This is a genomic window from Amycolatopsis iheyensis, from assembly GCF_024703995.1.
Taxonomy (GTDB): Bacteria; Actinomycetota; Actinomycetes; order Mycobacteriales; family Pseudonocardiaceae; genus Amycolatopsis; species Amycolatopsis iheyensis.
In genome coordinates, this window is the sequence record NZ_JAMXQV010000055.1 from 1 (window position 1) to 19398 (window position 19398).

Genomic DNA, 19398 nt, shown 5'->3' on the forward strand with positions numbered 1-19398 from the left:
CGGCACCGACAGCGCGGTGTCGACGCGGTAGAACTTGTCGTTCGGCGTCAGGAACGGCGGCGTCCCCAGCTTGGCGAAGTCCGCGTCGGCGGGGATCATCGGCGCGGTCCGGGCCGGGACCAGCTTGCCGACCGCTTCCCGGGACGCCGTCGCGTCGCGCGACGAGCTGATCAGCTGCCCGCCCAGCCCCGCCGCGCCGGCGCCGACGACGACCCCGGCGCCGCCGAGCAGGAACGCCCGCCGCGAGGTACCGGTCTTCTCGTCCGACTCCGGGTCACGCCACACCTGCGGCGCGATCCGGTGCAGGAGAACGAAAACCGCGACGCCCACCAGCAGGCTGGTGATCGGGGCCAGCAGCGCGACAGCTGTCAGGTCCGGCCGTTGATACACCGCGAACGCACCGACCAGGCCGAACACGGCGATGAGCACTGTGCCCGGCACCGGCGACCGTCGCGAAAGGACACCCGCGAACGCCGCCACCCCCACCATGACCACCGCCATGCTGCCCAGCAGCACCAGCTTGTCGTAGGTGCCGAAGGTGCGGACGGCGAAATCCTTCAGCTCGACCGGGGTGAGGTCGATGGCGCCGTTGCCCACCGCGAGGTACGGCGAGGCGTTGACGCTGATGAACCCGGCCACCAGGTGCCCCGCCGCCAGCGCGGCGGCGAGCGCGAGAACTCCGGTGAACGCGGCCGCGAAGAACCGCAACCGGGTCCGCTGCGACGGAGCAGGGCTCTCGGGCGGGTTCTCCAGCTTTGTCGCGGCCATGAACGTCATTCGATACCGCGCGGCCATCGTATTGGCTCCGAGACCTTGTCGAGACGCACGTCACCCATCCCAGTGACAGCCGCCACAGGCTGGGAACTCGCACCAATACGTAGGACGTCGACCGACGAAACACTGGTGACAGCCCGCCGGGCAGCGCATTCCGACCGCTGCGGAGCGCGGGCACGGCTCCGGCCGGGAAGGACTCACCATGACCGCCGCGCGAGCCACCCTAACCGCTCTTCGACTGCCACCCCAGGGCACCCCTGCCGTATTTCCGACGCCCGAAGAACTCATCGGCCGGGCCGCCCTCGGCGACGAGCAGGCTTTCGCCGCGCTCTACGACCAGCTCGCCAGTCCGATCTTCGGGACCGTGATGCATGTCCTGCGCTCTCGCGCGCAGTCCGAAGAGGTCACGCAGGAAGTCCTGCTCGAGATCTGGCGCAAAGCCGCGCAGTTCGACCCGGCCCGCGCCAAGGTCACCACGTGGGCGCTGACCATCGCCCACCGGCGCGCGATCGACCGGGTCCGCTCCGAGCAGTCCGCCCGTGATCGCGAGGACCGAGTCGAGCTGCTGGACTTTCACCGGCCCTTCGACGATGTCGCCGAAGCCGCACTGTCCACTGAAGAACACCAGCTGGTCCGCGAGGCCCTGTCCACGCTCACCGAACTGCAGCGGGAATCCATCCTGCTGGCTTATTTCCACGGACTCACCTGCCGAGAGGTCGCTGAGAAGCTCGGCGTCGCGATCGGCACCGTCAAAACCCGCATGCGCGACGGCATGATCCGCCTGCGAGACGCACTGGGAGCAACCCGATGACCACCGCCGAAGTCCACACCCTGACCGGTGCGTACGTGCTCGACGCGGTCACCGACCTCGAACGCGCCGCCTTCACCCGCCATCTGGCCGACTGCCCGACCTGCGGCCGCGAGGTCGCCGAGTTCCGCGAAACGGCCGCCCGCCTCGGGATGGCGATGGCCACCGCCCCGGATACCCGGCTGCGCAGCCGGGTGCTCACCGAGATCACCGCCACGCGGCAGATCCCGCCGTCGGTCACGACCGAGACCCGCTCACCAAGGTCATGGCGCACGCGCACTTTCGGCCTCGTGGCGGGCGTCGCAGCCGCCGCGGCAGTCCTCTTCGGCGGGATCAGCATCGGCTCGCTGCAGTCGGACCCAGCCCCGACGGCCCAGGTCGCCGTCTCGGACGCACCGGATGCCAACGTGCTCCGCGCGGACGGCACCGGCGGAGGCTCCGCGGTCGTGACCATCTCGCGCCAACGAGGCCAAGCGCTGATCGCCACGCAGGATCTGCCTCCTCTCGACGCCGGCCACAGCTACCAGGTGTGGGTCATCGGGTCGCGGGGGGCCCAGTCGGCCGGGCTGCTGCACGCCGGCTCCGGCATCCTGACCGTCCCGCTGCCGGCCGATGCCGACCGCGTCGGCATCACGACCGAGCCAACGGCCGGGTCTCCGCAACCCACAACGCCGGCTGTGATCCGAGTTCCGCTGGCCTGAGGTGAGGCGGCCGTCAGTCGGCGGCCGCCTCACCTGAGTCGACAACGGGCTCGATGTCGTTGATGCTCGCCAGAACCAGCATTCGGCGTACCTCGTGCGGAACCGTCAACGCGTCCGCGGGGGCCAGTCAACCGGCGCTTGCCTTGCAACGTGGGCACGATGATCGCCGCTCGTAGCACGGAAGTGGACCTACCGCGCCTAGGACTCGGCCGGCGGAAGCTTCGAGCTCGTAAGCGCGGATTCGACATCTGCACAAGACACGAACTGGGCGGTCAGTCCGGCGATGTCCAGCACCCGGGTGACGGCGCGGGTGGTCGCGACGAGAGCGATCGCAACCCCGGTCCGGGCGGCCCGGCTGCGCTGATCCGCCAGCAACTCCAGACCCATGGAGGCAAGGAACGTGATCGCGCGCAGATCGATCACGAGCAGCTTGCGCGCCCCGGCAGCGGCTTCGTCATGAGCCAAGGCCGCGAGAGCACGGGCTTCGGGCGCTGTTGCGAGGTCGAGTTCCCCGGCGAGGGCCAGTATGACTGCGCCGTCGTTTTGGGTGATCACGCCGCAAGGCGCCGGGATGGTCATGGGGAGAGGCCTCGTTCCGGGCCGGGGAGGCGGCAACCGGCGGGAAGCGGTCCGCGGAAGGCGGGATGGCGATCTCCCCGGCAAGGGCATGTCACCACACGTTTGCGACGGTACCGGCCGCGCCCGGTCACCGCCGATCGGGGAAGGGTACGTGCGCGGCCAGCACCACGACGTCGTCGTCGTGGGGATTGCCGTCGCCGAGCATGCGGCGGACGGTTTCGGCGATGAACCGGTCCGGGTCGGTGGGGTCCAGCACGCCCATCGTGTCCTGCAGCCGGCGGATGCCGGCGTCGAGGTCGCTGCGCCGGCGTTCGACCAGTCCGTCGGTGTAGAGCACGACGGTGTCGCCGGGCTGCAACCACAGCTCGCGGTCGGTCGGCGGGGCCTCGCGCAGCTCCGGATACCCGAACATCAGGTCCACGCCCTCCAGGACGGTGGTGTTCCCGTCATGGTGCCGGACGATCGGCGGGAGGTGCCCGGCGCTGGCCCAGCGCAGCAGCCAGCGACCGTCGGCGTCGGGACGAAGGTCGGCCTGCAGTACGGTTCCGGTCGCGCCGATCCCGGTCGCGGCACATGCCTGCTCGACCGCGGTCAGGACCGTCGAGGGTGGCCCGGCCGGACGCTCCCAACTGGCCTGCCGGCCCATGCTGCGGACCTGCCCCATCAGCGTGGCGGCGTGGATGTCGTGGCCGGTGATGTCACCGACGACCAGGACGACTGCCTCGTGGTCGGCCCCGTCGACCCGCCCGAGATCGACCGCGTCGTACCAGTCACCGCCGACCTGCTCTCGCTGGCCGGCCGGCAGATAGCGCGCCGCGAGCCCCAGGCCGGTGACCCGCGGCAGCTGGGTGAGCATCGCCTCCTGCAGCTCGCGGGCGACGGTGACCCGCTCCTCCAGGAACCGGGCGCGCTCCAAGGCCTGGCCGACATACCCCGCCAGGGTCATGATCACGGCTTGTTCGAGCAGGTCGACCTCGTGTGGAGTGTCCCAGCCGAACAGCAGGACCCCGGCGACGCCGTCCGGTCCGGGAAGCGGGGCGCAGGCGATCGCGTGCAGGCCCAGCTCGGCGTAACGGCGCTGCGCCGCCGGCGGGAACGCGGCGGCGATGGCGTCAGGGTCGGCGTAGAGCTGCAGGCTGGCTTCGCGGGCGGTGAGCGCGATCGGGGTGCGGTCGTCGACGTGGGAGTGCGCCGCGCCGGATTCGGGACCGACGGCCTGCAACGGGTCGTCGATGCGGTGCAGGTCACCGTCTCCCCCGGTGAGGGTGAGCCCGATGTAGACGGGTTTCAGCTCGCCGGAGACCAGGTCGGTGACGATCCCGCGCAGTTGGGAGATGTCGTCAGCGCGGGCGAGGGCCTGCGAGGCGGTCAGCAGCAGCTGGGAGCGGGTGAACGCCTCCCGCAGCATCGCCTCGGCGGTATCGGTGCGGGAACGTTCGCGCTGGGCGTCCTGGGTGGCGATCCGCAGCCGTAGCTCCAGGGAACTGGCGAGCGCGAGGTCGGCCAGCACGCTCAGCTCGTACTCGCGCCACTGGCGAGGCTGGTGATCGATCACGCACAGGCTGCCCAGGACCCGGCCGGCAGCGTCGGTCAGCGGAAACCCGGCGTACGCGCCGATGCCGATGTCGGCGACGGAGGGGTTGTCCCGCGACCGGGGGTCGGTGACTGCGTCATCGATGATCAACGGAGCGCCGGTGATCACCTGCTGGCGGCACAGCGACCCCGAGAGCGGAGTACAGCGGGTCAGCGCCCACGGCTGCCCGAGCCCGGCCAGACCAGGAAAGACCTGCTGCTGATCGGAGACCAGGGACACCAGCGCCACGGGGGCGCCGACGCGTCGCCGGGCGTGGTCGGCCAGCGCGTCGAGTGCACCGTCGGGATCAGTGCCGAGCCCGGTTTCGATCAGCGCGGCCAACCGGCCCGGCTCCCTCAGGGCCGCGTCCCCGGTCAGCGGGGCCGCGGCATCGTGTTCGGCCATGCCACCCCCGACGCGGTCCGGGCGTGGTCACGCCCGCGAATCAGCCGCCACTATAAATCGACCCTGTGGTCACGATCGATCCGCGTTCGTGGCGACGCCGCAGCGGGACGCGACTGCCGCTTGCCTGGGTAGCGGTCGTGGTGTGTGATTCACTGGCCGCACTCCATTCGCCGCAACGGCGAATCCGACATCTGGTCCAGTGAGGACGACGATGACGACCTCGCCGCGCGAGCACGATGCATCCACAGCACGACCATCAGAGACGTCCCGTCGCTCCGCCGAAGAGCTCCTAGGCCTGGTGGGCCGGGGTGATCAGGCCGCGTTCGCCGAGCTCTACGACCAGCTGTGCGCGCCCATGTTCGGCATGGTCGCGCGGATGCTGGACACGTCTGCTCAGGCTGAGGACGTCGCCCACGAGGCGTGGCTGCAGATCTGGCAGCAGGCCCCTCGCTACGCCGCCAGGCACGGCAGCGCGCTGACGTGGATGGTGAGCCTGACGCACCGCTACGCGGTCGACCGCGTACGCGCCGATCAGCCAACGGCCGCAGCGGGACGCAGCCCGCAAACCAGCGAAGCCGTGCTCGATCCGATCGGCGGCGGAAGTACCGCGACCGACCAAGACACCGCGGTCCGCCACGGGCTGGCGCGCTTGACCGGCGTTCAACGGCAAGCGATTCTGCTGGCCTACTACGGTGGCCACACCCACCGCGAGATCGCCGAGGTCCTGCCCGCTCCCGCGGGGACCGTTACCACCGGGCTTCGTGACGGTCTGATCCACCTGCGCGAAGCCCTGGTCACCACGACCTGAGGCCACCCGCGTGCTGACGTGGCATGCCGGTCACGTGCCTGCACGACCAACGGCGACCGACTAGCGAGTGCGGGCGCCGGACTTGGTGGTGAAGCGGAATTCGATGGTCACCGGGAGCGCGTCGAGGTCGAGAGCTTGGCGCAGGCGCGGCAGGCCCTCGGTTTCGAGCCGGTCGCGGATGGCCGTCGGGTGACCGTCCTGCTCGACGCTCAGCACCAGGGCCAGCGCCGGGGCGTCGTGGGTGCCGGCGAGGGTCGCGTGTGCGGCATGGATGCCGGGGTAGGTCTCGACTTCGGCGAGGAACGGCGTTGTCGCGGTCGCGGCGGCCAGTTCGGTCCGGCCGCGGTCCGGGTCGGTCTCGAAGCGCCAGGTGTGGGTTTTCGGCTTCCGCGCGAGCTGCGCGGCCAGCCAGCGCAGCAGAAGCAGGCCGGCGACGATCGCGGACGCAGCGACGACGTACCAGACCCAGGTCGGCGGTGCGGACGTGCCGGGAGTGAGCGCGGAGCCCGGGGCGAGGAGTGTGAGCTTCCCGAAGTGGGCGGCGACGGCGAACCCGCCGGCGGCCAGCAGAGCGAGGCCGAACAGGGCGAGCAGTGTGCGGTTGAGCCGGGCCGGGCGGTTGAGGCTCATGACTTGCTCCTGGTGGAGGTGACCCGGACCTTGACGGCGGGTGTGGTGGCGGGGGCGATCTGGGCGAGCCGTCGTTCGATCGCGGTGCGCACGGCGTCGGGCAGTCCTTCGACGTTCGTCCGCGCGGTGCGGACCCGGGCGGTGACCTTGCGGCGCTTCACTTTCAGCGTCGCGGCGGTCACACCGTCCACATCGGACGCAGCGGCGCGCAGCGTGGAGCGGTAGCTGCGGCGGGAGGCACCCGAATCGGTCTCACCCCGCAGCGGGACGACGACGAGCCTGCCGGGCAGGAGCGCCGCGGCGAGCAACACGAGCCCGAGCAGCGCGGCCGCCGCGCCGGCGAGCACCGGGACGAAGTCGTTCCAGTGGGTGGCGTGCAGCCGGTCGGCAATGCCGGAATAGCTGATCCAGGGCACCTTGCCGAAGATCGCCTGGATCGCGACGACGGCGGCCGGCACGCACCCGGCGAGCAGAACCACCGCGACGAGTGCGGCGGGGGTGCTGCGGCGGGGACGGCGTTTCACAGGACCCTCCGGGTCTCGGCTGTCTCGGCATGCAGGGCGGTCACGGTGATGTCGACCCGCTCCACGGTCAGGCCGGTCAGCTCTTCCACGCGGCGGACCAGGTGGTTCCGGGTGGCTTCGGTGGTCGCGCGGACCGACTGCGGGTAGCCGGTCGAGAGCCGGACCGCGAGGGTGGCGGTGTCGGCGGTGACCGTCGCGGTGACCTTGGCGCTGCGGTCGGGGGTCTCGCCGCCGACCGCCACCCCCAGGACCCGGGTGGCGGCCCCGCCGACGCCGTCGACTTCGGTGGCGGCTGGGCGGCGATCCGTTCGACGGCGCTGCCGGCGATGCTCAGCGCGCCACGCTCGCCGGGGTCGGCCGGAGCCGTCCGGGGCGTGACGTCGGGCAGGGTCGCGGTGCTCATGACGTGGTCAGCCCCGATCCCGGCCGGACAGTGCGGAGATGTCCAGCTTGCCGTCGAGGAACCGGCCGACCAGCAGGCCGAGGCCGCCGAGGACGAGTACGAGAAGGAAGGCCCCGAATCCGCCGAACGCGGCGGCCAGGCCCAGGACGAGGCCCGTCAAGAGGCCGAGGTGGGTGTGGTTCACGGAAGCTCCTCGATAGTGGCGGCCACGGGGGTTGCGGTGGGGGCGGCGAAGTCGCCGATGTGGATGTGCACCGGTCGGTCGATCAGCCCGACGGCGGCGCGGACCGCGGCGCCGATCTCGGCGATCGTGGCCGGATGGCGGCCGGTGACGCCGATGGTGATCTCCCAGGGCCGGATCCGGACGCCGGGGACGCGGCGTCCGGGCAGCAGCGTGGCGATCTCCCCGAAGCGGCCGCTGTGCAGGCCGGCCACCTGAGGAAGCGCCGTCACCACCGTGGCGAGGGCGGCGGCGTCGAGTTCGACGCCGGGGGTCACAGCACCCGGCCGGTCACGGTGGTGTCGTCGCCTTCGTCGTCACCCGGGAGGTGGACGTCGGAGACGGTGAGGTTCACCTCGACGACCTCGAGCCCGGTCATCGTCTCGACCGCGGTGATGACGTTGCGCCGCACCGAGCGGGCCAGGTCGGCGATGGAGACGCCGTATTCGACGAGGATCTGCAGGTCGATCGCGGCCTGGCGCTCGCCGACCTCGACGGCCACGCCCTGGCTGGAGGAGGCGGTCGCACCGGGGATCCGCTCGCGCAAAGCGTTGAAGGCCCGCGAAGCGCCGCCGCCTAGGGCGTGCACCCCGGCGATCTCGCGGGTGGCGAGGCCGGCGACCTTCTGGACGACGACGTCGGAGATGGTCGTGGTCCCGTGCGCCGACGAAAGAGCGCCCGTCTCGCGCTCCACGACGGTGGCGTCCGAGTGGGCCGGAGTCTTCGCGGTGGTGCTGGTGATGGCCGGGTTCGTCATGGGGAACTCCTTCGAGTCGGGGCAAGGCGGGCAGATCCCGCGTGCTTGGACATCCGAAGGACCCGGCCGGTCGAAGAACGTCACGGGACGCAAGACGTGGGGTAGCTCTCGCCGATTTCGTGTTTGAAATCCGCTCGGCACCTGTTTCATCCTGAGATGCCGGAGCGCGTAATTTCTTGCTCACCGGGTAACCGAAGGTGAAATCCGGATTCGCGTAGCGCTCGCCGAAGGACCTGCATGGACCCGCCACAACTCGCCACCTACGATTACTGCCTAGATGCCGAGGCGGCGCCGGATCTGGCGGCTATGCGGCGGTGGACCCGGCACGTGCTCGACAGCGCTCCGACCGAACTGGTCGAAGACGCCGTACTGCTGGCGACCGAACTGGCCGCCAACGCGATGGACCACGCCCACGGCATACGCGCGTTCCGCATTCGGTACCGCGACCGTGCGTCTTCGGTCCTGCTGGAGATCGACGACGGACGCCCGGACCTCGAGCTGCACCTCGGCGCAACCTCACCGGGCAACACGCGAGGCCGGGGACTTCTCCTGGTCAATACGATCAGCCGTCGCTGGGGCGTCATCACCCGCGGCGACCACGACAAGACCGTATGGGCCGACGTAGCGGCCACCTGAGCCGGCGCAGCGGCCTGGATGAGCGTCCGGCGACCCGCTACGACTGGCCGTCAGCGAGTACCACGACCGGGTCGATACTGCCGTCGAGCACCGAGCCGGCAAGGTCGGTCAGCCGAAGGTGCCGGGAGCGGGCGTAGGACCGCAGGCGCTGGAACGCCTCGTCCGCCGAGATCCCGCCGCGCTCGGCAAGTGCTCCCTTGGCTTGCTCGATGACCACGCGGCTGTGCAGCGCGTTCTGCAACTGGGCAGCCAGCACATCCCGCTGTTCAATGGTGCGCTGTTGCAGAATTCCGATGGTCGCGACGTCGGCGAGGGCCTGTCCGAGGTCGATGTCCTCCGGCTCCGGCGCGCCGGGCTCGGCATCGAGCAAGGTCAAGACACCGATGACTTCGTCTCGCAACCGCATCGGCAGGGCGTGCGCGGCTCGGAATCCGCACTCGTGGGCAGCGGCGGTGAACCGGGGCCAACGAGTTTTTGCGGTGGTCAGGTCGGCGCAGAAGACCGGTGCGCCGGTCCGGGCACAGTCGATGCAGGGCCCGTCCTCGGTCTGGATCGCGAACAGCTCCAGATGTTCCGCGCGCTGAGAGGAGGTGGCCGCCAGCTGGAAGGTTTTTGCGGGATCGACGAGGATCACGCCCGTCGCACCGACGTTCAGCAACGCGGCGCACTGCTCGGTGAGCATGGCGAGAAAGTCGGCGACGTCGAAGTCTGCGACCAAGGTGTCGGCCAGCCGGACGAACGTGCGCGACACCCGCCCTTCCCGCTCGCCCACCAGGGAGCCACGGCTCTCTGACGTGTCTGCCATGGTCAGCTCCCCGAGGGCCCCAGTGCGGTTGTCATGGTTCTTCTTCACGTAAGAATGCCCGGGGTCGTCACCCGGAAACCGACCAGGGGCCATCCCACAAGATCCGCGACGAAGGCGCAACCGGCGATACTCCCGGGCGGCCGGGTGCGGCCGCAGGGCACTCGACCGGACCACAGCCTAGGGTAGCGGTTCCAGGGGGAGACGGGAGTGGCGCCGTGACCGACGATCGGCGGCAGCACCTGCGCGCGCTGCTGACCACCAACGGACACGCCGACGTCCGCGTCGACCGGATCTGCGACGCCTGCGTCACCACCCTCGACATCTCCGGAGCGAGCGTGACGGTCCTCAGCAAAGCCGTCGGCGGCCGGGCCGGCGAGCATCATCGCGGGCTCGTCCACGCCAGCGACCCGGTCAGCGCCGGGCTGGAGGAGCTGCAGCTCGCGGTGGGCGAAGGCCCCTGCATGGACACCTTCGCCACCGGCGGCCCCATCCTGGTGCCCGACCTCGCCGCCGACCTCGCCCGGTGGCCGGCGTTCGGACCGGGTGCCGCCGACCTCGGCGCGGCGGCGGTGTTCTCCTTCCCGCCGCAGGTCGGGGTCGTGCGGCTGGGCTCGTTCGACCTCTACCGCGACCGCCCGGGTGCCCTCATCCTGTTCGCGCTGCGCTGCTCCTTCTCCGGCAAATCCGTGCACCGAGCGTTTGCTTCGGGTGGACAGGAGGCGTTTTTCGAAGGCCACGAGCACGCGTTCCGGGACTTGGGTGGGGTGCCGGCCGGACAGATCCGGTATGACAACCTCAAGGCCGCGGTCGCCCAAGTGACCGGTTCTCCCGGCAGCGGGTCGAGACCGACCGGTGGGTCGCTTTCCGGTCTCACTGGGGTGTCGAGCCGTTCTACTGCCAGCCCGGCCTGACCGGGGCGCATGAGAAAGGCGGGGTCGAGGGCCAGATCGGCTGGTTCCGCCGCAACCACCTGGTCCCGGTCCCCGAGGTCGACTCGCTGGCCGAGCTCAACACCATGATCGACACCTACGATCTCGCCGACGACGCCCGTCGCATCGGCAGCCGGCCCCGCACCATCGGCGAGATGTTCGCCCTTGAGGCGCCGCTGCTGCGGCCGCTGCCGGCCGAGCCGTTCGAGACCGGCCGCTGGTTCACCCCGCGGGTCAACCGCTACTCACTGGTCAGCGTCCGCACCAACCAATACTCGGTCTCGGTTCGGTTGATCGGCCGCCGGGTCCGGGTCCTGCTGCACGCCTCCGAGCTGGTCGTGTTCGACGGCCGGACCGAGGTCGCCCGGCACGAACGGCTGCTGGCCAAGGGCGGCACCCGCCTCGAACTGGACCACTATCTGGAGGCGCTGCTGCGCAAACCCGGCGCCTTGCCCGGCGCGACCGCGCTCGAGCAGGCCCGCGCCGCCGGCAAGTTCACCCCGGTCCACGACGCCTGGTGGGCCGCGGCCCGCAAGGCCCACGGCGAAGCCGAGGGCACCCGCGCGCTGATCGAGGTCCTGCTGCTGCACCGCCGCCTGGCCCACGAGCACGTCGCCGCCGGCCTGGCCGCCGCGCTGCGGGCCGGCGCGCTCACCGCGGACGCGCTCGCCCTGGAGGCCCGCTGGTCCGCCGACACCGACACCACCGCCCCCGAGCACGCATCGGCCCAGAATCCGGCCGGCGAGGTCACATCGCTGACCCTGCGCCGGCTGGCGCAGCTGCCCACCGACACCCGGCCGCTGCCCTCGGTCGCGGTCTATGACCAGTTACTGCCCAGCCGCCGACGCAGGAAGGGAACACGCTGATGACCACCAAACGCCACCGCGGGCTGACCGAGCAGGCCGCCGACGCCGCCATCGACCAGGCCTGCCGGGCGCTGCGGCTGCCGACCATCCGAGCTCAGTTCTCCGACATCGCCGAGGCCGCCGGCCGCGACCAGATGTCCTACCGCGGGTTCCTCGCCGAGCTGCTGATGGCCGAATGCGACGACCGGGCCCGGCGCCGCTCCGAACGCCGGATCAAGGCCGCGGCGTTCCCGCGAGAGAAGTCGCTGCGCGGGTTCGACTTCGACGAGAACCCGACCGTCGACCCGGCAGTCATCCACACCCTGGCCACCTGCGACTGGGTCCGCAAGGGCCTGCCGCTCTGCCTGATCGGCGACTCCGGCACCGGCAAGTCGCACCTGCTGATCGCGCTGGGCACCGAGGCGGCGATGGCCGGGTTCCGGGTCAAATACATCCTGGCCACCAAGCTGGTCAACGAACTCGTCGAGGCCGCCGCCGACCTTCTCTGCATCGATGAGCTCGGCTACACGGAACTCGACCGACGCGGCGCCGAGCTGCTGTTCCAAGTGTTGACTGAGCGGGAGGAGAAGGCGCCCGTCGCGATCGCGTCCAACGAGAGCTTCGGCGGCTGGACGAAGACCTTCACCGACCCGCGGCTCTGCGCCGCGATTGTCGATCGCCTGACCTTCGGCGGCAACATCATTGAGACCGGCACCGAGTCCTACCGACTGGCACACAGCAGCGCCCGCGCCGACGAGCAGGCGCCGCGCGAGGCGAAACGGCGCCCGCCGAGCGCCCCGAGCTGATCGTCCATCGTCGCCTCTTACTCGAACGGCGCGCCCAAAATCCGTCGACGCACTTCGTCGAGCACGAGGCCCTTCACCTGCTCGTCGACGCCGGACACCTGCGCACGGCTCACGGCTCACGGCGGCCACGATCACCGTCGCAACGTCGTGAAGCTTCACGTTCGTGTTCTGCGACACCTGCCGCAACCCGGCGAAGGCCTGCTCGTCCGTCCAGCCGCGCAACAACATCAACATGCCCTTGGCCTGCTCAATGACCGGTTGCGAGTCAAGAGCCTCCCGCAACTGCTCGACCTCGACCGCCGGCTCGACCGGCTCGCCTTGTGACCTCACCACCAGATCACACCTCACCCGGGCACAAAGCGCCACAGTCGCGATCGCCGCTGCGAGCAGTGGCACCAACCGCAGCTGCAGCGCGTCGGCGGTGCGGTCACTTCTCGCGAATATTGATCATGAAACGATCCGCGGCTGCGGTCACAAACCACGGACATCCGCCGTCCCTTCACACCGTCACAACCACAACGGCTTGGCGCTCGTCATCCAGTGCTTCTGCACTGGGCTGGTCGCCCTCGGCGCCGCCTACGCTTCGTACCAGCACGGACGCCGGTTCGCCGAACGCTTCGGAGCAGACGAGACAACCGCCTCCATCTGGCCGCTCATCGTCGACGGCCTGCTGATCATCGCGACCGTCGAACTGTGGAAATCAGGCAGCGGAAGTCGCTGGCAAGCTTGGCTGGCCTTCGCGTTCGGCATCACACTCTCGCTCTGCGCCAACATCGACTCGGCCCCCGAGCTCAATACGTTCGGCATCGCGGTTGCGGCATGCCCACCCTTGGCCTTGCTCTTGGCTGTCGAACTCCTCAACCGAGCTCTCAAGCGTCACCGTGTGTTACCAGTCGTCGACGCCGCATCAGCGGAGCGGGGATGTCCAGCCGGGTTGTCCACAGTCTCGGACGAACCAGTGGATCAAACCGCCGAGCAACGCATGTGGTCGTTCTACGAGCAGGAGTGCCGAGAAGGGCGGACCCTAACCGGCGCAGACCTCGATCGGGTGGCCGGCACTCACAACTAAGGCCGTCGCATCCTCCGCAAGTGGCGCGCCGCCGACCTGCTCGAATGGGCCAGAGGGGTGGCCGAGCCGCCGGGCACGCTCCACTGGAGCCCAACAAGGAAGGAGGCATGCCGACACGTCGAGCTGAGGGGACTCGACGTTAGCCGACCGGGCTGCCCTTCCACCCGGCCGCGGCTGGTGCAGATCATCGCCAATCTCCGGGACCGCATCCAGGAAGCTCAGCTCAACGCCCGCCAGTCTCGACAGAGCACTCGCCCGCGGTCCAGCTGACCCCGTCGACCTGGATGTACTGGTCACCACCGACCCGTCGGAGTGAATGGCGTCGTGAAGGAGCGGGAAGATCGGGAAGAGCGCCTCGAGGACGTTCGTGCGGAACAGGACGCGCTGCGCCGAGAGCTTCCCTTCTTCTGGAGATCACCAAAGCGGCGGCAACAAGCAGCACTGGTCTGCCCAACCGCACCGGAGGGCGCACGGTCGATGGCCTGCCGAGTTGGGCACCGGTCGAGCAGAGCCGGGCGGCGTAGCTCCCTGAGCGCTGCACCTCCATGCCGCGCGCCGACGAGCCCGCCTTCCACGAGCCGTTCGATCTTCACATCGATCTCATCGCCAGGCTGTAACTCGTTCTGACGAGTAGCGATGAACACGACTCATGTTTTCTTGCGAAGGTTTCTACGACGTGACGCCCAGCTGACGAAGGATGCCCAGCTCGTCCGTGCTGCCCCAGCGCTCCACGATCTGCCCGTTCTCGAATCGTCCGATCTGAACTCCGCGAACCTCGATCTCCTTGCCGGTGGCCGCGACACCCTGGAACTCACCTTGATGGGTGCCGGTCAGCGTGTAGGCCAGGCACACGTGATCGTCGTCGGCCACCAGCGTCGCGGGCTCGAGATGTGCGTCGGGGAACGCGTTGAAGAGCGTGCGGAAGAAGTCACGGAATCCGTCGCGGCCCCGCGCCTGGCCGGGAGCCGGGTCGTGGTCGACCGCGTCCTCGGCGAACATCATCAGGACACCGGCGTCCGTATTGCCGGAATTGATCAGTTCAGCGGCCTTCTCCTGCGTGGCGATGTTCTGCTCCCGCACCATGCGAACCTCCTCAGAGTGGTCGTTCGCCAGGAGGATGCCCGGCCGGGGCAAGCGGAAACATGGACGGCGTCGGCCGTGCCGTCACCAGCAGTCTCGGCGACGCCGTGCAGATCTACCGACCGTCGAAGCTGTACACCTCCAGCTGGCGGCAAGAGCCGCGCGCGGGCCTGCAACCGGTGCCGCTGCGGCGAGCAACCGCGACATGGCGGTGTGGAAGCCGCTGGGATCGCGCGCGCCGCCAACATGCTATTGGACGCGGTGATCGGCCCGGCCGACGCGCGAGTGCCGGCCGTTCGGTCGCGGGAGGAGCTTTCGCCCGCGGCGGCAGCGGTCTCGGCAGTCTGACTACTTCTGGTCGGCGGGTGCGCCGTTCATCATCTTGAGCATCGGCAGGCCGCCGGTGCGGGCGAAGCGAACCGCCAGCACGACGGCGAGCAGCAGAAAGGCGATGTTCAGCCAGGTCGTGTAGTTCCAGGAGATCCCGTGCTCCAGCACGGTGGCGTCCCGCTGCCGCGGAGTGAGCCCAGTCGCTCCGAAGAGCAGCTCGACGGCGTAGCCGGCGACGACCATCGCGGCGTAGAACGTGCCGAGCAGCACCAGCGTCATGCGCATGCCGTAGTACTTCCGGTAGATGTTCAGGATCGGCAGGATGAGCAGATCGGCGAACAGGAACGACACGACGCCGCCGAAGCTGATCCCGCCGTTCCACAGCACTGCCGCCAGCGGGACGTTCCCGACCGAGCAGACGAACGACAGGATCGCCACGACCGGCCCGATCAGGGGACCCCACACCGCCGACAGGACAGGGTGACCCTCGAAGAACAGGGCGTGCCACCACGAGTCCGGCACCCACGCGCCGACCGCGCCGGCGATGAGCAACCCGATCACCAGGTCGCGCAGGATCGCCGCCCATTCCATGACGAACACGTGCGCCACGGCGGTGAAGCCTTCACCCGACCCCAGCCGGGACAGGAAGGATCCTTCGCGCCGGACGGACATGTCCATGGCCGCGTGGCCTTCCATCGACCCGGCCAGACCGCGCTCAGCCTGCGCGCGGGCCTGCTCCAGCAGCCGTCGCCGCACGAAGATCCGGAACAGCACGGCCAGCGCCACGATCATGATGGGGCCGCCGAGGAACTCGGCGACGGTGAACCGCCAGCCCAGCAGCAGGGCGAGGATGACGCCGAGTTCGGCGACGAGGTTGGTCGAGCCGATCTCGAACGCCATTGCCGCGGTGAAGTGCGCGCCCTTGCGAAACAGCGAGCGGGCCAGCGCGACCGCGGCGTAGGAGCACGACGACGAGGCCGCACCCAGCCCGGCGGCGACGGCGAGGGTGCGCGGCCGGTCGTCGCCGAGCAGTTTGGCGATGGTCGCCTTGCGCACCACGGCCTGCACGACCGCCGACAGCGCGAAGCCCAGGACCAGTGCCCAGAGGATCTCCCAGAGCATGGTGCCCGTCATCGCCAGCGCCCGGCCGATCGCCGCCCACATCGGGTCAGTGTGAACCGGAGGCGACGTGTACGACAGCGGCCATGTCCTCGTCGCCGTGTTCGTCCTCGGCGGCAGCGTACTGGGCGTGCAGGGCGGTCATCAGCCGGTCGTCGACGCCGGCGTCGCGCATCGCGTCGAGGATGAGGGCGCTGTCCTTGACCGCGCCGCCGAGCCCGAACGACGGCTCGAGCTCGTCGGAGATCATGGCCTTGCCCTTCAGCTGGGCGTAGGCGCAGTCGAGCGGGCCGCCGCCGATCACGTCGAGGAACCCGCCGGGGTCGATGCCGAGCCGGTCGGCGAGCGCGACGCTCTGCGCGGTGGCGGCGGTGACCGACAGCACCCAGGCGTTGGCGGCGAGCTTGAGGCGGTGCCCGTCGCCGGGCCGGTCGCCGACCCACACGGTGCGCGCGCCGATGGCGTCGAACACCGTCGCCACGACGTCCTGGAGGTCGGAAGAACCGCCGGCGAGGACGATGAGCTTGCCTTCCTCGGCCGGTTGCTTGGTGCCCAGCACCGGGGCGTCGACGAACGAGGTGGCGTGTTCGCGGGCCAGGCCGGCGAGGCGGGCGGTGCCGGCGAGGCCGACGGTGCCCGACTGGACCCACACGGTGTCCGGCCCGAAAGCGGGCAGCGCCCGGCTCATGACGTCGACGACCGCGTCGGTGTCGAAGAGCATGGTGAGCGCGACATCGGCGCCCGTGACGGCCTCGGCCGGGTCGTCGGCGACGGCGATGCCGTCCTCGGCCAGTGGGCGGGCCTTCTCGGTGGTGCGGTTCCAGGCGGTGACGGTGAATCCGGCCTTGGCGAGCGAACGCGCCATGCCGCTGCCCATGAGTCCCGTGCCGAGCACGGCTGCGGTCTTGGTCATGCTTCGGCGGTACCCGCGCTGGGGCCGCGGAAACTCACCTGGTCGGTCAGGGCTCGCCGCGGAAGTTCTCGTTGCCGGACGGGTGACCTTCGCGGGAGCGGGCTCGGTCGTCTTCCAGCGGTCCCTGCGGTGCGTTGCGCCGTGGGGGCTGCTGGGTGTCCGCGGGTCGCTCGCCGCGGTCTTCGTCGGCTTGCCGCGGGCTCGGCCTTCCGTGTGTCATGGTCGCGACCCCCTCGTCAGTTGATCCACACGGTTTTGGCGTTGACGAAGGTGCGCGGGCCGAAGCCGGCGAGTTCGCGGCCGTAGCCGGAGTTCTTGACCCCGCCGAACGGGACCTCCGGCGTCGACTCGGTGAACTTGTTGATGTACATCATCCCGGTCTCGACCTCGGCGACGAACCGTCGCTGTTCGGTCTCGTCGCGGGTCCAGGCGCTGCCGCCGAGGCCGAACGTCGAGTCGTTGGCGATGCGGATGGCCTCGTCGGCGTCGCGGGCAGTCCACACCAGCGCGACCGGGCCGAAGAACTCCTCGCGGTGACCCGGGGAGCCGTCGGGGATCTCGGCGAGCACGGTGGGCGCGAAGTAGTTGCCAGGCCGCTCGATCGGGTGGCCACCGGTCAGCAGCCGCGCGCCCGCCGCGACGGTGTCGGACACCTGCTTGGCCAGCGTCTCGACCGCGTCCGGGGAGGACAGCGGGCCGAGGTCGGTGCCCTCGGCCATCGGGTCACCGATGCGCAATCCCTCCATTTCGGACACCAAACGGCGAGTGAACTCCTCGACGACCTGTTCGTGCACGATGAAGCGCTTGGCGTTGATGCACGACTGGGCGTTGTTGAGCATCCGCGAGGTGACCGCGCCGTCGACGGCGGCGTCCAGGTCGGCCGAGGGCATGACGATGAAGGCGTCGCTCCCGCCGAGTTCGAGCACGCTGGACTTGACGTTCTGCCCGGCGCGGGCGCCGACCTGACGTCCGGCGGGCTCGCTGCCGGTCAGCGTCACGGCGCGGACGCGGTCGTCGTCGATGATCGCCTCGATCTTGCCGGACCCGACCAGCAGCGTCTGGAAGACGCCCTCGGCGAAGCCGGCGCGACGCAGGACGTCCTCGATGGCCAGCGCCACCTGCGGCACATTGGACGCGTGCTTGAGCAGGCCGACGTTGCCCGCCATCAAGGCCGGGCACGCGAAACGGAAGACCTGCCAGTACGGGAAGTTCCACGGCATGACGGCGAGCACCGGGCCGAGCGGCTCGTAGCGGGTGAAGACGTTGGCGTTGTCGTCGCCGACGTCGTGGGGTTCGTCGGCGAGCAGGGATTCGGTGTGGTCGGCGAACCAGCGGCAGCCTTTCGCGCACTTGGCGACTTCGGCCTTGGCGGAGGCGAGCGTCTTGCCCATCTCGAGGGTGGCCAGCCGGGCCAGTTCGTCGGTTTCGGCTTCGAGGATGTCCGCGGCACGGCGCAGTCGCTCGGCGCGCTCGGCGAAGGAGGTGCGGCGGTGCTCGCGGAACGCGGCCGCGGCGCGCGCGATCTTCTGCTCGACCTGGTCGTCGGTGAGCTCGTCGAAGGTGTGCAGGGTGTCCCCGGTGGCCGGGTTGACGGACGCGATGGCCACGGGTGGCCTCCTCGGATCGGGGTGCGGTTCCCGCTCCGGGTTCCCCGAGGCGACGGAGGGAAACTCGTGCGCTCAGAGTTCGGGGTGGCTTTGCTCGTCGCGGACGGTGACCCACTGCCAGCGGGTGAACTCGTCGAGGTTGACGAACGAGCCGAGCCGGCTGCTGCCGCCGGAGTCGCCGATGCCGCCGAAGGGCGCGATGGTTTCGTCGTTGACGGTCTGGTCGTTGACGTGCACCATCGAAGATCCTCACCGGTCGCGGCACCGACGGGCAAGCCTGGAACCCGCCCCATCGCCCATCGTGGCGGCGCGCCGTTCCCGCGCAGGACGAACAGGCCATCGTCCCCTTCTTCTCCATGCCCAGCACCGCGATCAGCACCGGCATGGTCGACGACGTGCTCCCCTGCCCGAACTGCCGGCCGCTATCGAGGCTCACGTGCTGGGCCTGACTCGCTGCCGTCGAAACTCTGCTCTGGGCGCGCGGCGCCAGCAGGGACATCACTGGCAGCAACAGCCTCGCGATTCAGCTTGGTGATCTCCGACTTCACTGAGGAGGCACCCGCAGCCCGTTCTCCGGCGTTTGCGGGCCGATGGTCAGCTGTGCGGCACCTTCTTCATCAACCTCTGCGTCGAGGATCTTGTCGTCGAGGAAGGCAGCGGCGTGCTGATCCAGGAAAACGTTCACGCCGTTGGCGCCGAGCACCTGTTCTTCCGCGGCCGGCCCCGGAACCACCTGCACTGTCAGCCCTTCCGGAGGCCCCTCGTCCGGAAGCGCGATTCGCAAGCCGGCATCACCCGACATGCCGTTCCCGGTCGTGAGTGCATTTACGACCGTGACGGCCGCCGGTGTCAAGACGAGCATCTTGGTCTCTCTTTCGGTTCGCAAAGGAGTTCGCCGACGTGACTTCGCGCCGTTTGCGGACGGTCAAGCCGAAGTTCGAAGCCGCGTACCCCGTTACCTTTTTCGTGGTTCCTGATCAAGGAGCTGTGGTCACCAGGCCCGGCATGACTTGCGCCCCCAGTCGAAGGCATGATCCGGGGGGTGGTGTCACCGGGTCTGGTGGCATCGACCGACCG

At 69.8% G+C, this 19398-nt stretch carries 22 protein-coding genes and 3 pseudogenes; 7 read left to right on the forward strand and 18 right to left on the reverse strand.

The window, feature by feature from the left end:
* Nucleotides 1-768: pseudogene (locus M8542_RS49075) on the reverse strand (molybdopterin-dependent oxidoreductase); the annotation flags it as partial.
* 208 nt (nt 769-976) lie between these two features.
* On the opposite strand from M8542_RS49075, the gene sigK reads away from it, so the two are divergent.
* The gene (sigK, locus tag M8542_RS49080) at nt 977-1585 is read left to right on the forward strand and encodes an ECF RNA polymerase sigma factor SigK (protein ID WP_257927332.1); all 609 of its coding nucleotides are present in this window, start codon (nt 977-979) and stop codon (nt 1583-1585) included.
* A complete protein-coding gene (locus tag M8542_RS49085) occupies nt 1582-2283 on the forward strand; it encodes an anti-sigma factor (protein ID WP_257927333.1) in 702 nt (233 codons plus the stop codon). The genes sigK and M8542_RS49085 overlap by 4 nt, the downstream gene beginning before the upstream one ends.
* A 198-nt stretch (nt 2284-2481) precedes the next feature.
* On the opposite strand, the gene M8542_RS49090 is transcribed toward M8542_RS49085, so the two are convergent.
* Both M8542_RS49090 and M8542_RS49095 read right to left on the reverse strand, forming a co-directional pair.
* Entirely contained in the window at nt 2482-2862 is a 381-nt protein-coding gene (locus M8542_RS49090) for an STAS domain-containing protein (protein ID WP_257927334.1), read from the reverse strand.
* A gap of 127 nt (nt 2863-2989) precedes the next feature.
* Nucleotides 2990-4840 carry a GAF domain-containing SpoIIE family protein phosphatase gene (locus M8542_RS49095; RefSeq protein WP_257927335.1) on the reverse strand — a complete coding sequence of 617 codons (1851 nt, stop codon included), beginning with the start codon at nt 4838-4840 and terminating at the stop codon, nt 2990-2992.
* A 211-nt stretch (nt 4841-5051) separates the two neighbouring features.
* On the opposite strand from M8542_RS49095, the gene M8542_RS49100 reads away from it, so the two are divergent.
* Nucleotides 5052-5648 carry a sigma-70 family RNA polymerase sigma factor gene (locus M8542_RS49100; RefSeq protein WP_257927336.1) on the forward strand — a complete coding sequence of 199 codons (597 nt, stop codon included), beginning with the start codon at nt 5052-5054 and terminating at the stop codon, nt 5646-5648.
* Between the two features lie 60 nt (nt 5649-5708).
* On the opposite strand, the gene M8542_RS49105 is transcribed toward M8542_RS49100, so the two are convergent.
* The 6 genes and pseudogenes from M8542_RS49105 to M8542_RS49130 all read right to left on the reverse strand — a co-directional run bounded on the left by M8542_RS49105 (nt 5709) and on the right by M8542_RS49130 (nt 8182).
* A complete protein-coding gene (locus tag M8542_RS49105) occupies nt 5709-6278 on the reverse strand; it encodes an alkaline shock response membrane anchor protein AmaP (RefSeq protein ID WP_257927337.1) in 570 nt (189 codons plus the stop codon).
* Entirely contained in the window at nt 6275-6802 is a 528-nt protein-coding gene (locus M8542_RS49110; RefSeq protein ID WP_257927338.1) for a DUF6286 domain-containing protein, read from the reverse strand. The genes M8542_RS49105 and M8542_RS49110 overlap by 4 nt, the downstream gene beginning before the upstream one ends.
* Nucleotides 6799-7205 (reverse strand): annotated as a pseudogene (locus tag M8542_RS49115) (Asp23/Gls24 family envelope stress response protein). Before M8542_RS49115 ends, M8542_RS49110 begins: the two are co-directional and overlap by 4 nt.
* Nucleotides 7206-7212: 7 nt before the next feature.
* Entirely contained in the window at nt 7213-7389 is a 177-nt protein-coding gene (locus tag M8542_RS49120) for a hypothetical protein (RefSeq protein WP_257927339.1), read from the reverse strand.
* Entirely contained in the window at nt 7386-7703 is a 318-nt protein-coding gene (locus M8542_RS49125; RefSeq protein ID WP_257927340.1) for a hypothetical protein, read from the reverse strand. The genes M8542_RS49120 and M8542_RS49125 overlap by 4 nt, the downstream gene beginning before the upstream one ends.
* Nucleotides 7700-8182 (reverse strand): Asp23/Gls24 family envelope stress response protein, encoded by a 483-nt coding sequence (locus M8542_RS49130; RefSeq protein ID WP_257927341.1) that lies wholly within the window; start codon nt 8180-8182, stop codon nt 7700-7702. The genes M8542_RS49125 and M8542_RS49130 overlap by 4 nt, the downstream gene beginning before the upstream one ends.
* A gap of 237 nt (nt 8183-8419) precedes the next feature.
* Here M8542_RS49130 and M8542_RS49135 point away from each other — a divergent pair, with 237 nt between their 5' ends.
* Nucleotides 8420-8818 (forward strand): ATP-binding protein, encoded by a 399-nt coding sequence (locus M8542_RS49135; RefSeq protein WP_257927342.1) that lies wholly within the window; start codon nt 8420-8422, stop codon nt 8816-8818.
* Between the two features lie 37 nt (nt 8819-8855).
* Here M8542_RS49135 and M8542_RS49140 read toward each other — a convergent pair whose 3' ends face one another.
* A complete protein-coding gene (locus tag M8542_RS49140; protein WP_257927343.1) occupies nt 8856-9671 on the reverse strand; it encodes a GAF and ANTAR domain-containing protein in 816 nt (271 codons plus the stop codon).
* A gap of 167 nt (nt 9672-9838) precedes the next feature.
* Here M8542_RS49140 and M8542_RS49145 point away from each other — a divergent pair, with 167 nt between their 5' ends.
* Nucleotides 9839-10534, forward strand: a complete 696-nt coding sequence (locus M8542_RS49145) for a GAF domain-containing protein (protein WP_257927344.1) — start codon at nt 9839-9841, stop codon at nt 10532-10534.
* A 104-nt stretch (nt 10535-10638) separates the two neighbouring features.
* Entirely contained in the window at nt 10639-11418 is a 780-nt protein-coding gene (locus M8542_RS49150) for a Mu transposase domain-containing protein (RefSeq protein WP_257927345.1), read from the forward strand.
* On the opposite strand, the gene M8542_RS50825 is transcribed toward M8542_RS49150, so the two are convergent.
* Nucleotides 11370-12437, reverse strand: a complete 1068-nt coding sequence (locus M8542_RS50825) for an ANTAR domain-containing protein (RefSeq protein WP_504970546.1) — start codon at nt 12435-12437, stop codon at nt 11370-11372. The genes M8542_RS49150 and M8542_RS50825 overlap by 49 nt on opposite strands.
* Here M8542_RS50825 and M8542_RS50830 point away from each other — a divergent pair.
* Complete coding sequence (locus tag M8542_RS50830; RefSeq protein WP_504970545.1) at nt 12367-13272, forward strand: DUF2637 domain-containing protein; 906 nt, start codon at nt 12367-12369, stop codon at nt 13270-13272. The two genes, M8542_RS50825 and M8542_RS50830, sit on opposite strands and share 71 nt — an antisense overlap.
* A 669-nt stretch (nt 13273-13941) precedes the next feature.
* Here M8542_RS50830 and M8542_RS49165 read toward each other — a convergent pair.
* From M8542_RS49165 to M8542_RS49195, 7 genes and pseudogenes are all read right to left on the reverse strand, one after another.
* Nucleotides 13942-14355 carry an ester cyclase gene (locus tag M8542_RS49165; protein WP_257927347.1) on the reverse strand — a complete coding sequence of 138 codons (414 nt, stop codon included), beginning with the start codon at nt 14353-14355 and terminating at the stop codon, nt 13942-13944.
* 345 nt (nt 14356-14700) lie between these two features.
* Nucleotides 14701-15846 (reverse strand): permease, encoded by a 1146-nt coding sequence (locus tag M8542_RS49170; RefSeq protein ID WP_257927348.1) that lies wholly within the window; start codon nt 15844-15846, stop codon nt 14701-14703.
* A gap of 4 nt (nt 15847-15850) precedes the next feature.
* A pseudogene (locus M8542_RS49175) lies at nt 15851-16732 on the reverse strand (NAD(P)-dependent oxidoreductase); the annotation flags it as partial.
* Nucleotides 16733-16760: 28 nt separating this feature from the next.
* Nucleotides 16761-16934: a hypothetical protein gene (locus M8542_RS49180; RefSeq protein ID WP_257927350.1), complete on the reverse strand. Its 174-nt coding sequence runs from the start codon at nt 16932-16934 to the stop codon at nt 16761-16763.
* A 16-nt stretch (nt 16935-16950) separates the two neighbouring features.
* Nucleotides 16951-18321 carry an NAD-dependent succinate-semialdehyde dehydrogenase gene (locus M8542_RS49185; protein WP_257927351.1) on the reverse strand — a complete coding sequence of 457 codons (1371 nt, stop codon included), beginning with the start codon at nt 18319-18321 and terminating at the stop codon, nt 16951-16953.
* Nucleotides 18322-18393: 72 nt separating this feature from the next.
* The gene (locus M8542_RS49190; protein WP_276588186.1) at nt 18394-18561 is read right to left on the reverse strand and encodes a hypothetical protein; all 168 of its coding nucleotides are present in this window, start codon (nt 18559-18561) and stop codon (nt 18394-18396) included.
* A gap of 304 nt (nt 18562-18865) precedes the next feature.
* Nucleotides 18866-19183: an iron-sulfur cluster biosynthesis protein gene (locus M8542_RS49195; protein ID WP_257927352.1), complete on the reverse strand. Its 318-nt coding sequence runs from the start codon at nt 19181-19183 to the stop codon at nt 18866-18868.
* Nucleotides 19184-19398 lie beyond the last annotated feature (215 nt).